Source organism: Pseudomonas sp. AU11447, from assembly GCF_001672555.2.
Taxonomy (GTDB): Bacteria; Pseudomonadota; Gammaproteobacteria; order Pseudomonadales; family Pseudomonadaceae; genus Pseudomonas; species Pseudomonas nitroreducens.
In genome coordinates, this window is record NZ_LZDG02000044.1 from 39240 (window position 1) to 52015 (window position 12776).

At 64.5% G+C, this 12776-nt stretch carries 12 protein-coding genes; 9 read left to right on the plus strand and 3 right to left on the minus strand.

Translation table 11 applies throughout. The features are described 5' to 3' along the window. Positions 1–159 precede the first annotated feature (159 nt). The gene (locus tag A6723_RS15120; RefSeq protein ID WP_054911170.1) at positions 160–1449 is read left to right on the plus strand and encodes a M18 family aminopeptidase; all 1290 of its coding nucleotides are present in this window, start codon (positions 160–162) and stop codon (positions 1447–1449) included. A 59-nt stretch (positions 1450–1508) separates the two neighbouring features. Further along, the gene (locus A6723_RS15125; RefSeq protein WP_054911169.1) at positions 1509–1910 is read left to right on the plus strand and encodes a GFA family protein; all 402 of its coding nucleotides are present in this window, start codon (positions 1509–1511) and stop codon (positions 1908–1910) included. Between the two features lie 181 nt (positions 1911–2091). Here A6723_RS15125 and A6723_RS15130 read toward each other — a convergent pair whose 3' ends face one another. Further along, the gene (locus A6723_RS15130; RefSeq protein ID WP_054911168.1) at positions 2092–2808 is read right to left on the minus strand and encodes a UTRA domain-containing protein; all 717 of its coding nucleotides are present in this window, start codon (positions 2806–2808) and stop codon (positions 2092–2094) included. Positions 2809–3133: 325 nt separating this feature from the next. On the opposite strand from A6723_RS15130, the gene A6723_RS15135 reads away from it, so the two are divergent. Genes A6723_RS15135 through A6723_RS15160 form a run of 6 tightly spaced genes read left to right on the plus strand, consistent with a single transcriptional unit; the run spans position 3134 to position 8313 of the window. Further along, the gene (locus A6723_RS15135) at positions 3134–4192 is read left to right on the plus strand and encodes an ABC transporter substrate-binding protein (protein WP_054911167.1); all 1059 of its coding nucleotides are present in this window, start codon (positions 3134–3136) and stop codon (positions 4190–4192) included. 55 nt (positions 4193–4247) lie between these two features. Beyond that, positions 4248–5057: an alkaline phosphatase family protein gene (locus A6723_RS15140; protein WP_054911166.1), complete on the plus strand. Its 810-nt coding sequence runs from the start codon at positions 4248–4250 to the stop codon at positions 5055–5057. Next, positions 5054–5896: an ABC transporter permease subunit gene (locus A6723_RS15145; RefSeq protein ID WP_054911165.1), complete on the plus strand. Its 843-nt coding sequence runs from the start codon at positions 5054–5056 to the stop codon at positions 5894–5896. The genes A6723_RS15140 and A6723_RS15145 overlap by 4 nt, the downstream gene beginning before the upstream one ends. Then, positions 5880–6668, plus strand: a complete 789-nt coding sequence (locus tag A6723_RS15150; RefSeq protein ID WP_037009239.1) for an ABC transporter permease — start codon at positions 5880–5882, stop codon at positions 6666–6668. The genes A6723_RS15145 and A6723_RS15150 overlap by 17 nt, the downstream gene beginning before the upstream one ends. Next, the gene (locus tag A6723_RS15155; protein ID WP_054911164.1) at positions 6665–7660 is read left to right on the plus strand and encodes an ABC transporter ATP-binding protein; all 996 of its coding nucleotides are present in this window, start codon (positions 6665–6667) and stop codon (positions 7658–7660) included. The genes A6723_RS15150 and A6723_RS15155 overlap by 4 nt, the downstream gene beginning before the upstream one ends. Then, the gene (locus tag A6723_RS15160; RefSeq protein WP_054911163.1) at positions 7660–8313 is read left to right on the plus strand and encodes an HAD family phosphatase; all 654 of its coding nucleotides are present in this window, start codon (positions 7660–7662) and stop codon (positions 8311–8313) included. Before A6723_RS15155 ends, A6723_RS15160 begins: the two co-directional genes overlap by 1 nt. A gap of 5 nt (positions 8314–8318) precedes the next feature. Here A6723_RS15160 and A6723_RS15165 read toward each other — a convergent pair whose 3' ends face one another. Further along, positions 8319–9425 carry a M50 family metallopeptidase gene (locus A6723_RS15165; protein ID WP_139092994.1) on the minus strand — a complete coding sequence of 369 codons (1107 nt, stop codon included), beginning with the start codon at positions 9423–9425 and terminating at the stop codon, positions 8319–8321. A 90-nt stretch (positions 9426–9515) separates the two neighbouring features. Further along, complete coding sequence (locus A6723_RS15170) at positions 9516–10478, minus strand: NAD(P)H-quinone oxidoreductase (RefSeq protein ID WP_054911161.1); 963 nt, start codon at positions 10476–10478, stop codon at positions 9516–9518. A gap of 138 nt (positions 10479–10616) precedes the next feature. Here A6723_RS15170 and A6723_RS15175 point away from each other — a divergent pair, with 138 nt between their 5' ends. Further along, on the plus strand, positions 10617–12695 hold the full coding sequence (locus A6723_RS15175) for a carboxy terminal-processing peptidase (RefSeq protein WP_054911160.1): 2079 nt from the start codon (positions 10617–10619) through the stop codon (positions 12693–12695). Positions 12696–12776 lie beyond the last annotated feature (81 nt).

Consider the following 12776-nt stretch of genomic DNA (forward strand, 5'->3'; position numbering starts at 1 on the left):
CTGCATCACCGAACTGCAGGAGCGAGCTTGCTCGCGAACCGAGGTTGAAGTCGGAGCCAGGGCGGTTCGCGAGCAAGCTCGCTTCTACAACGTCCTCCCCTGGCCGCAGATTTGCCCAATTACGTTAAACTTCCGGCCATTCGCTGTCCGGAGTTACCCATGCGTGCAGAACTCAACCAGGGCCTGATCGATTTCCTCGCGGCCTCCCCCACCCCCTTCCACGCCACCCAGGCCCTCGCCCTCCGCCTTGAAGAGGCCGGCTACCAGCGCCTGGACGAGCGCGATGCCTGGCGCACCGAAGCTGGTGGCCGCTATTACGTCACCCGCAACGACTCCTCGCTGATCGCCTTCAAGCTCGGCACCGCGCCGCTGCTGGAGAACGGCCTGCGCCTGGTCGGCGCCCACACCGACAGCCCGTGCCTGCGCGTCAAACCGAACCCCGAGCTGGTGCGTAGCGGCTACTGGCAGCTGGGCGTCGAGGTATACGGCGGCGCGCTGTTCGCGCCCTGGTTCGACCGCGACCTGTCCCTGGCCGGCCGCGTCACCTTCCGCTTGGCCGGCAAGGTGGAAAGCAAGCTGATCGACTTCAGGGCGCCCATTGCGGTGATCCCCAACCTGGCGATCCACCTCAACCGCGAAGCCAACCTCGGCTGGTCGATCAACGCGCAGACCGAGCTGCCGCCGATCCTCGCCCAGGTCGCCGCCGGCGAGACCCGCGACTTCCGCGACCTGCTCGGCGAACAGCTGCAGCTGGAGCACGGCATCACCGCCGACGCCATCCTCGACTACGAGCTGAGCTTCTACGATACCCAGCGCGCGGCCGTGATCGGCCTCGACCAGGCGTTCATCGCCGGTGCCCGCCTGGACAACCTGCTGTCCTGCTACGCCGGCCTGCAGGCGCTGCTGGGCAGCAGTGACGAGCAGAGCGGCGTGCTGGTCTGCACCGACCATGAGGAAGTGGGCTCCTGCTCCGCCTGCGGCGCTGATGGTCCGTTCCTGGAGCAAGTGCTGCGCCGGTTGCTGCCCGAAGGCGACGCCTTCACCCGTACCGTACAGCGCTCGCTGCTGGTCTCGGCCGACAACGCGCACGGCGTACACCCGAACTACGCCGACAAGCACGACGGCAACCACGGCCCGAAGCTCAACGGCGGCCCGGTGATCAAGATCAACAGCAACCAGCGTTACGCCACCAACAGCGAGACCGCCGGCTTCTTCCGCCACCTGTGCCTGGAAAACGAAGTGCCGGTGCAGAGCTTCGTGACCCGCAGCGACATGGGTTGCGGCTCCACCATCGGCCCGATCACCGCCAGCCAGATCGGCGTGCGTACCGTGGACATCGGCCTGCCAACCTTCGCCATGCACTCCATCCGCGAACTGGCCGGCAGCCAGGACCTGCACTACCTGGCCAAGGTCCTCAGCGCCTTCTACGACAGCGCCGACCTGCCCTGACCCGAACGCCCGGCCCCGCCGGGCGTTTTTGTATGAAGAGTCTTCGAGGAGAGCCAGCCATGCCCTTCAGCGGGAGCTGCCTGTGCGGCGACATCGCCTACGAGATCGACGGCCTGGACATGCCTATCGGCCATTGCCACTGCCGGACCTGCCAGAAGGCGCACGCGGCGGCCTTTGCCAGTACGGCGGGGGTCATGCGCGAGCACTTTCGCTGGACCCGTGGCGCGGACAAGCTGGCAGCTTATGAATCCTCGCCCGGCAAGCTGCGTAAGTTCTGCCCGCGCTGCGGCACGCAGCTGATCGCCGAGCGCGACGGCCAACCTCACGTCATCGTGCGGGTAGCCAGCCTGGACGAGGATCCGGGCTCTCGGCCAGCGCGGCATATCTGGGTGTCCCACGACCGGCCTTGGCTGGCGCAGGATGGGATTCCGGCCTATCCGGAGTGGAATCCGGATCGCTGAATCGGCCTTTGATCCTGTAGGAGCGAGCTTGCACACGAACCACCCAGCCTCAGAATGGCGTGGAGCTCGCTCTCCCCCGCCCTCTCCCTGAAGGGAGAGGGAGCCGTTCGGCGCAAGCTGATGAATCGGAGTTGGCCGGCGAGTCCATAACTCCCTACAACTCAGGCTCGACGGCAGGCGATCAATCCGGCACTTCCACACTCACGTGAATGGCGTCGTGTCGCCAGAACTCCAGATCGCAATCGATGATGCGTCCGTGCTGATCACCGTTGATGCGGGTGATGCGCAGCGCCGGGCTGCCCTCGGCGACTCGCAGTACGCTGGCGGCTTCACCGTGCAACGCGGTTGGCACCATGTCGAAGCGCACGCGGCCATAGCGAATGTCGTAGCGGCTGGCATACAGCTCGGTCAGTGAGCAGGTCAGGTCGCTGTCGAGGATGCCGGGGAAGTAAGCCGGGTTGAGGTAGTGCTCGACGTAGAGCACCAGCCGCCCATCCACTCGTCGTACGCGACGAATCTGGTACACGCTGGACAGCGCCGGCAGCTCCAGCAGCTCACAGATTGCCGCGCTGGCGGGCACCTGCCGCGCCGACAGCACCTCAGTCGCCGGCACGCGTCCCTGCCCTTCCACCATCGCGTGGTAGTGGCTGCGCACCAGCGGGTTGTACAGCAGGCGCGGCGGTGAGACGAACCAGCCGCGACGCTCCTCGCGGTAAATCAGGCCTTGCGCCTCGAGTTGCCCCAGCGCCTCGCGCAACGTGATGCGCGTGGTATCGAACAGCTCGCTCAGCTTGCGCTCGGCCGGCAGCTTGCCGCCTGCGCTGAGCAGGCCGCTGTCGATCTGTTCGATGAGTGCGCGGCAGATCGCCGTGACCGTGGGTAGCGCCGTATCGCGCATTCGATTCCCTCTTTTGGACTAGTCCAGCCCCAGAACAGGGCATTTCTTACCCCCGATGGGGTGTCGTTATCCTAGGAAAGCCCGATGACCGTCCCGTGACAGTGCCTTTGCAAGCAGCGCCCATGCCAGTTAACGACATCAGCGTAGCCCAGGCGGATCAAGGCATTGGCCATGGTCTACGCTTTTCCCCGATACCCCGCTGGGCGCTCGAGGCCGGGCCGGCGAGCCTGGGGCATACATCAAACTGTCATCCGCCCCGCTTAGATTGGCCTGCGTCTTGCTGATCTAGACCACGCTTGAAAACACTGAACCGAAGGAGCACCGAATGAAACGCTTGCTTGCTTCACTGCTGGGATCGGCCATTGCCTTTGGCAGCGGCCTCGCCATGGCGGCCAACGCCGATCTGCAATCGCTGGAAGCCGCTGCCCGCAAGGAAGGCCAGGTCAACAGCGTGGGCATGCCCGACAGCTGGGCGAACTGGAAGGACACCTGGAAGGACCTGGAAAGCAAGTACGCCTTGAAGCACATGGACACCGACATGAGCTCGGCCCAGGAGCTGGCCAAGTTCAAGGCCGAGAAGGAAAACGCCAGCGCCGACATCGGCGACGTCGGCGCCGCCTTCGGGCCCATCGCGATGCAGATGGACGTCAGCCAGCCCTACAAGCCCAGCACCTGGGACCAGGTCCCGGAATGGGCCAAGGACAAGGACGGCCATTGGGCACTCGCCTACACCGGCACCATCGCCTTCATCGTCAACAAGCAGCTGGTGAAGGACGTTCCGCACAGCTGGGCCGACCTGCTCAAGGGCAAGTACAAGGTCACCATCGGTGACGTCAGCGCCGCCGCCCAGGCCGTCAACGGCGTGCTGGCCGCCAGCATCGCCAACGGCGGTGACGAGAAGAACATCAAGCCGGGCCTGGAGTTCTTCGCCCAGTTGGCCAAGCAGGGCCGCCTGTCGCTGACCAACCCGGTGATCAACACCCTGGAGAAGGGTGAAGTGGAAGTCGGCATCGTCTGGGACTTCAACGGCCTGAGCTACCGCGACCAGATCGACCCGTCGCGCTTCGAGGTGCTGATCCCCTCCGACGGCTCGGTGATCTCCGGCTACACCACCATCATCAACAAGTACGCGAAGAACCCGAACGCCGCCAAGCTGGCCCGCGAGTACATCTTCAGCGACGCCGGCCAGATCAACCTGGCCAAGGGCAATGCCCGTCCGATCCGCGCCGAGCACCTGACCCTGCCGGCCGAGGTGAAGGCCAAGCTGCTGCCCAACGAGCAGTACGCCAAGGCCCAACCGATCAAGGATCCCAAGGCCTGGGAAGAAACCTCCAAGCGCCTGCCGCGCCAGTGGCAGGAAAACGTCATCATCAACATGCAGTGACGCCCAGCCGCCCCGGTTCGCGCCGGGGCGGCCGCGTCTGACCAAGGCCCCGCCCATGCGCCACGACGTCATCCTGGTCGTTCTCGACGGCCTCAACTACAGCGTCGCCCACGACTGCATGGGCCACCTGCAAGCCCTGTGCAACGCCGGCCGCGGCCAGCTCTATCGGCTCGAATGCGAGCTGCCGTCGCTGTCCCGCCCGCTCTATGAATGCATCCTCACCGGCGTGCGCCCCATCGATAGCGGCATCCTGCACAACGATGTATCGCGTCTGTCGAACCAGCGCAGCCTGTTCCACTATGCCCGCGACGCCGGCCTGACCACCGCCGCGGCGGCCTATCACTGGGTCAGCGAGCTGTACAACCGCACGCCCTTCGACCCGGCGCGCGACCGTCATACCGCCGATGAATCCCTGCCGATCCAGCACGGCCACTTCTACTGGACCGACCACTACCCCGACTCGCACCTGTTCACCGATGCCGAGTCGCTGCGCCGCCGGCACGCGCCCAACTGCCTGCTGGTGCACCCGATGAACATCGACGACACCGGCCACAAGCACGGCCTCGGCACGCCGCAGTACCGCAACAGCGCGCGGCATGCCGACATCATTCTTTCCGAATACCTGCACCAGTGGCTGGCCGCCGGCTACCAGGTGATGGTCACCGCCGACCACGGCATGAACGACGACCGCAGCCACGGCGGCATCCTCCCCGAGGAGCGCGAAGTGCCGCTGTTCGTCTTCGGCGAGGCATTCAGCCTCGATGATCAGGCACGCCCGCGCCAGGTCGAACTCTGCGGCACGCTGTGCGAGATCCTCGGCGCGCCCCACGACAAACCGGTCTGCCGGGAGCTGCTCAAGGCATGAGATCGAACACCGGAAAACTGTTCGCCCTGCTCTGCCTGCTGCCTTTCGCGCTGTTCTTCTTCGCCTTCCAGCTCGCGCCGCTGCTGTGGGTAATGATCAACAGCGTGCGCACCGGCGACGGTTGGGGCCTGGGCAATTTCAGCGAGATCTTCGGCTCGCCCTTCTACCTCCAGGCGATCCGCTACAGCCTGGAAATCTCGCTGTGGTCGAGCCTGATCGGCCTGTTCATCGCCATCCTTGGCAGCTACTCGCTGCGCCAGGTGGACAGCAAGCTGCGCGACTTCGTGATGGCCTTCGCCAACATGACCAGCAACTTCGCCGGGGTGCCGCTGGCCTTCGCCTTCATCATCATCCTGGGCTTCAACGGCGCCATCACGCTGCTGCTGAAACAGGCGGGGATCATCGAGGACTTCAATCTCTATTCGAAGACCGGCCTGATCATCCTCTACACCTACTTCCAGATTCCCCTGGGCGTGATGCTGCTCTACCCGGCCTTCGACGCCCTGCGCGAAGACTGGCGCGAATCCGCCGCCCTACTGGGCGCCAGCCAGTGGGCGTTCTGGCGGCACATCGGCATCCCGGTGCTGACGCCGGCGCTGCTGGGCACCTTCGTCATCCTGCTGGCCAACGCGCTGGGCGCCTACGCCACGGTCTACTCGCTGACCACCGGCAACTTCAACGTGGTGCCGATCCGCATCGCTGGGCTGGTCTCGGGCGACGTGTTCCTCGACCCGAACATGGCCAGCGCCCTGGCGATGGTGCTGGTCGGCCTGATGAGCATCATTACCCTGGCCCACCAGTGGCTGCTGCGCCGGAGCTACCATGTCGAGAAACGCTAACGCGCTGTACCACCGCGTGGTGGTCTACGCGCTATTCCTGATCCTGCTGGTGCCGCTGGCCGCCACCCTGCTCTATTCGCTGGCCACCTCCTGGAGCGCCAGCGTGCTGCCGGACGGGCTGACCCTGAAGTGGTTCCTGACCCTGTGGAGCGACCCGCGCTTCCTCGTCGCCTTCGGCCAATCGCTGCTGGTGTGCTTCGGCGCGCTGATCCTGAGCGTGGCGCTGGTCCTGCCGCTGATGTTCGTCATCCACTACTACTTCCCGCGCCTGGACGCGCTGATGAACGTACTGATCCTGCTGCCCTTTGCGGTGCCGCCGGTGGTCTCGTCGGTCGGCCTGCTTCAGCTCTACGCCTCGGGCCCGGTACCCATCGTCGGCACGCCATGGATCCTCATCGGCTGCTACTTCACCATCGCGCTGCCCTTCATGTACCGGGCGATCAGCAACAACCTGCAGGCGATCAACCTGCACGACCTGATGGACGCCGCCCACCTGCTCGGCGCCAGCACCTGGCAGGCCGCCCTGCTGGTGGTGCTGCCGAACCTGCGCAAGGGCCTGATGGTGGCGCTGTTCCTGTCCTTCAGCTTCCTCATCGGCGAGTTCGTCTTCGCCAACCTGCTGGTGGGCACCCGCTACGAAACCCTGCAGGTGTTCCTCAACAACATGCGCAACAGCAGTGGCCACTACACCAGCGCGGTGGTGGTTTCGTACTTCCTCTTCGTCCTGCTGCTCACCTGGGCGGCGAACCGTTTAAGCAAGGACAAGGCATGAGCTTCCTCAGCGTCGAGACACTGAACAAGAGCTACGGCAGCACCACGGTGTTCCAGGACATCGACTTCGCCGCCGAGAGCGGCGAGTTCGTCACCCTGCTCGGCCCCAGCGGCTGCGGCAAGTCCACCCTGTTGCGCTGCATCGCCGGCCTCACCGCAGTGGACAGCGGGCGCATCCTGCTGGACGGCGAGGACATCGTGCCCAAGAGCCCGCAGAAGCGCGGCATCGCCATGGTGTTCCAGAGCTACGCGCTGTTCCCCAACATGACCGTGGAGCAGAACGTCGGCTTCGGTTTACGCATGCACAAGGTGCCGGCAGCGGAATCTGCCCAGCGCGTGGCCGAGGTGCTGGAAATGGTCGAACTCGGCCCACTCGCCGCTCGCTATCCGCACCAGCTCTCCGGCGGCCAGTGCCAGCGCGTCGCCCTGGCCCGCTCACTGGTCACCCGCCCGCGCCTGCTGCTGCTCGACGAGCCGCTGTCGGCACTGGACGCACGCATCCGCAAGCACCTGCGCGAACAGATCCGGCGCATCCAGCAGGAACTGAAACTGACCACGGTCTTCGTCACCCACGACCAGGAAGAGGCGCTGACGCTGTCCGACCGCATCGTGCTGATGAATGCCGGACGCATCGTCCAGAGCGGCGATGCGGAAACCCTCTACACCGCGCCGGAAAACGCCTTCGCTGCCGGCTTCATCGGCAACTACAACCTGCTCGACGCGGCCCAGGCGACCCGGTTGCTCGACCGCCCCTTCCGCCAACAGGTGGCGATCCGCCCCGAATCCCTGCGCCTGAGCGCCGAAGCGAGCGAGGGCATTCCGGTTCGGGTACTCTCCCACAGCCTGCTGGGCAACGTGATCCGCTACCGGGTGGACGCCAATGGCGTCGAGCTGACCGTGGACGTCCTCAACCGCAGCGCCGAGCGCCTGTACCCAGCCGGCACCACGCTCGGCCTGCACGTAGACATTGAAAGCATTCGGGAGGTGGCCTGATGGCCCTGGTGATATTCGACCTCGACGACACCCTGATCGACGGCGACTGCGCGAGCCTGTGGAGCAAGCGCATGGCCGATCTCGGCTGGGTCGACGCGGAGTCGTTCCTCAAGCGCGACGCCGAACTGATGGCGCTGTACGCGCAGGGCAAACTGCCCATGGAGGACTACATGGCCTTCGCCCTGGAACCGATGGCCGGGCGCAGCGTGGAGGAAATCGAGCGCGATGTCGAAGCCTTCGTCGAGGACGTGATCGAGCCGCTGATCCACAGCGACGCGTGCGCCACCCTCGCCCGCCACCGCGAAGCCGGCGACCGCCCGCTGGTGATCTCCGCCTCTGGCGTGCACCTGGTCAAACCCATTGCCGCACGTATCGGCATCGACGAAGTGCTGGCCATCGACCTGGAAGTGCTGAACGGGCACTACACCGGCCGTACTGTCGGCACCCTCACCTACCGCGAAGGCAAGGTGCTGCGCCTGCTCGACCAGCTCGAAGGCGACGACAGCCAACTGGCCGACGCACACTTCTATTCCGACTCGCGCAACGACCTGCCGCTGCTCAAGCTGGTGGGCAACCCGCACGTGGTGAATGCCGACCCTGTGCTGCTGGAGCATGCGCAGAAGATGGGCTGGGACGTTCTGAACTGGAAGTAAGCTGTTCAGCCCAGCAATGACTGGAGCATGCAGTGCTGAATTCGCGACTCTTCCTTTTCAAGGGAAAGATCCGGCGAATTTGCGGCATGCTCGAGCCCCAATGCCAGTTGCCGATGCAGCTCCTCTTCATCTCCTGCCAGCTGAGCCCGAAGTGCCAGACAGCGCGCCCAGATACCGGCGTACTCTCTGCGCAGGCGCGGCACCAATAAGTCGTCGACCAGACCCGATGCATCCCGCCGCGCCATGGCCTCGGCAAAGGACAACTCCACCAGCATCAAACGCAGCAGCTCGTACAAGGCACGCTGCAAGGCCTCAGGAAGGCTGGAGCGATATGCCTGGAACGCGATGCCGAGACCCATGGCCTCCTGCCATCTCCCCTGAACGAGAAGTGCCCTGAGACGGATATACAGGGCCATTAGCGGCATGGGCTGCTCCTGAATCTCCAGCAAGCGAAGGTCCTTTTCAGGAAGCTCGTCAGAGCACTTCCCTGCACAGGCGAGCCCCATCAGACGCATGAACGCCAATTGCGGATGATTGATATCCAGGCCGCGCCACCAGCGCAACAGCCAAAGGCCATCGCTGGTCACTGCCTTGCGTTGTGTCGGCAGCAGATTGGCGATGCCCAGACAAACGTTGGCGGCCGCCAGCGCCAGCAATGCCCCTCGAGTTGATCCATTCCCCACCAGCAACGCGCCCAGACCCGCGACTGCCGCGAGCGTCAGGTTCGCGAGAGGGCCGCCTGCGACGAACCACAATTGCTGGCGCCGCCAAGCACCACGCGGGTCCATGAAGGCCATGACGAAGCCTCCCAATCGCGGCTCAATTTTCGGGCGCCGGCTGAGTTTCCAGCCATGGCGGAGTATGCGCACATCCCAGCGGCCGACCCGCACGCGCAATACCGCGATCCTGCAGCAACGCGCGGCCAGAAAGTGACCAAACTCATGAGTGACGACCGCCAGGAAAACCGCAGAAAACCCCACGATGAATCCTGGCACGATCCAAATGGGTTCTTTAGGCAAGGTGAGCATGAACAGCATCAGGCTCACCATGGTGGCGGCAATACCCAGAGCCATCTGCAGCAGGCACAACGGGCCATTCAGCCAGTTGGGCAAGCTCCAGAACAGAAACCCGCGCTCCGGAGGCCATCTGCAAGCTCCTGTGAGTCAGACATCAAATTCGCGCTCCCTGCGTAAGACGTCGACTCAGCTCAGGCTCTCGTCGATCAGCACGACCACCTTGCCCTGCACCTGATTGCTCGCCAGCGCATCGAACGCGCTTTGCGCATCGCGGACCGGGAAGGTGCGCTCCAGTTGCGGGCTCAGCTTGCCGGTTTCGAACAATGGCCAGACCTTCTGCCCGAGCTCGGCGATCAGCTGGGCCTTGAAGTCGGCATCGCGCGAACGCAGGGTCGAGCCGATCAGTTGAATCCGCTTGCCCAGTAGCAGCGCCAGGTCCAGCTCGGCCTTGCGACCGCCCATCAGGCCGATGACCACCCATCGACCATCGCGACCCAGGATTTCCAGGTCCAGCTTGGCGTAGTTCGCGCCCACCGGATCGAGGATCACATCGAAGGGAGCGAAATCCCGAAGCGATTCGAGGCTCTCGCCACGCAACGCGCCGCCCTCGGCCCCCAGTGCCTCGCAGTAGGCCAGGCGATCGGCTGAACCGACGCTGACCCAGCAAGGGCTGCCGAAGGCCTTGCACAGCTGGATGCCCGCCGAGCCTACGCCGCTGGCGCCCGCATGCAGCAGGACTTTTTCACCGGGTTGCAAAGCGCCAAGCATGAACAGGTTCAGCCAGGCGGTGGCGTACACCTCAGGCAGCGCAGCAGCCTCGGCCAGGCTCAAACCGGCAGGCACCGGTAGCGCATGACGCTGGTCCACCACCACTTCCTCGGCCATGCCGCCGCCGGCCAGCAGGGCGCAGACGCGGTCGCCCACCTGCCAGGTACTGCCGGCACCGACTTCGGTCACCACGCCGGCACATTCCAGGCCGATGACGTCGCTAGCCCCCGGCGGCGGCGGGTAGAGCCCGGCCACTTGCAGCAGGTCGGCGCGGTTGAGTCCCGCGGCGGCGACCTGGATGCGGATCTGTCCTTGTGCGCAAGCAGGGTTCGGGCGCTCGGCCCACTCCACTCGCCCTTCGATGCCTTGCAATGCGTTCACGCTGCCTCCATAGTGATCCTGCAGGGCCCGATCCGAAAGGTCGGGCCCTTTCTTCGCGCCGAATTCACCTGCGATTGAACCCGGCGCCGCCAATTAAGGCCTAATATGCGTCATAACTCCGCGATCAGTCGAATCAGCATGAAGCGATTTTTGCCCCGTACCGCCCTGTTGTTCATCCTCGGCGCAACCGCCTTTTCCTCGTTCGCGGCAACCACCAGCCCGAACGTCTGGGACGGCCTGCAGCCTGACCGGGATCAAGTGATCGCCAGCCTCAACATCGTTGAGTTGCTCAAGCGCCATCACTACAACAAGCCGCCGCTGAACGACGAGCGCTCGGCGAAGATCTACGACAGCTACCTGAAGACGCTCGATCCGGCGCGGATGTACTTCACCCAGGCCGACATCGACCAGTTCGCGCCCTGGCGCACCCAGTTCGACGACTTCCTCAAAAGCGGCGAACTGGAGCCCGGCTTCACCATCTACAAGCGTCACCTCGACCGCCTGAAGGAGCGCCTGGACTTCGCCCTGGCCACCCTGAACAAGGGCGTCGACAAGATGGACTTCAAGACCGACGAGTCGCTGGAAATCGACCGCGAGAAATCGCCCTGGGCGAAAGACAGCGCGGCGCTCGACGACCTGTGGCGCAAGAAGGTGAAGGACGAAGTCCTGCGCCTGAAGATCGCCGGCAAGGACAACAAGGCCATCCAGGAACAGCTGACCAAGCGCTACAAGAACCAGCTGATGCGCCTGGAGCAGACCCGCAGCGAAGACATCTTCCAGGCCTACATCAACGCCTTCGCGCAGACCTACGACCCGCACACCCAGTACCTGTCGCCGGACAGCGCGGAAAACTTCGACATCAACATGAGCCTCTCGCTCGAGGGCATCGGCGCCGTACTGCAGAGCGACAACGACTATGTGAAGGTCGTGCGCCTGGTACCGGCCGGCCCCGCCGAGAAGAGCAAGCAGATCGCCACTTCCGACAAGATCATCGGCGTCGCCCAGGGCAAGGGCGAGATGGTCGACGTGGTCGGCTGGCGTCTGGATGAAGTGGTCAAGCTGATCCGGGGCCCGAAAGGCTCGCAGGTCCGCCTGGAAGTGATTCCGTCCACCAACGCGCCAAACGACCAGACCAGCAAGATCGTCACCATCACCCGCGAGGCGGTGAAGCTGGAAGACCAGGCGGCGAAGAAGTCGGAAATCACCATCGACCACGAAGGCAAGAACTACAAGCTGGGCATCATCGACGTGCCCGCGTTCTACCTCGACTTCAAGGCCTATCGCGCCGGCGATCCGGACTACAAGTCCACCACCCGTGACGTGAAGAAGCTCATCGCCGAACTGCAGAAGGACAAGGTCGACGGCATCGTCATCGACCTGCGCAACAACGGCGGCGGCTCCCTGCAGGAAGCCACCGAGTTGACCGGCCTGTTCATCGACCAGGGTCCGACCGTGCTGGTGCGCAACAGCGACGGCCGCGTCGACGTGCTCAACGATGACGAGGGCAAGGCGTTCTACACCGGCCCGATGACCGTGCTGGTCAACCGCCTGTCTGCCTCGGCCTCGGAGATCTTCGCCGGCGCCATGCAGGACTACCACCGCGCGCTCATCGTCGGTGGCCAGACCTTCGGCAAGGGCACCGTGCAGACCATCCAGCCGCTCAATCACGGCGAGCTGAAGCTGACCCTGGCCAAGTTCTACCGCGTCTCCGGCCAGAGCACCCAGCACCAGGGCGTGATCCCGGACATCGGCTACCCGTCCATCGTCGACGACAAGGAAATCGGCGAAAGCGCCCTGCCCGACTCGATGCCGTGGGACACCATCAAGCCGGTACTGAAGGCCCAGGCCGATCCGTTCAAGCCGTTCCTCGACCAGCTGCGCGCCCGCCACGACGCGCGCACCGAGCACAACGCGGACTTCGTCTACGCCCGCGAGCGCCTCGCCCTGGCCCAGGAGCTGATGAAGGAGAAGACCGTCAGCCTCAACGAAGCCAAGCGTCGCGCCCAGCAGACCAGCATCGAGAACCGCCAACTGGCCATGGAGAACGCCCTGCGCAAATCCAAGGGCCAGGAGCCGCTCAAGGAGCTGAAGAAGGAAGACGAGAACGCCCTGCCGGAAGAGGACAAGACCAAACCGCAGGACGACGCCTACCTTACCGAGTCCGGGCATATCCTGATCGACTACCTGAATCTGGACTCTCAGGTGGCCAAACACTGATCGGATGACATCAAACAGTCATGACACTGTCGTGAAATGCACAGGGCCGGGAAACCGGCCCTTTGCTTTTCCAGCCACCGA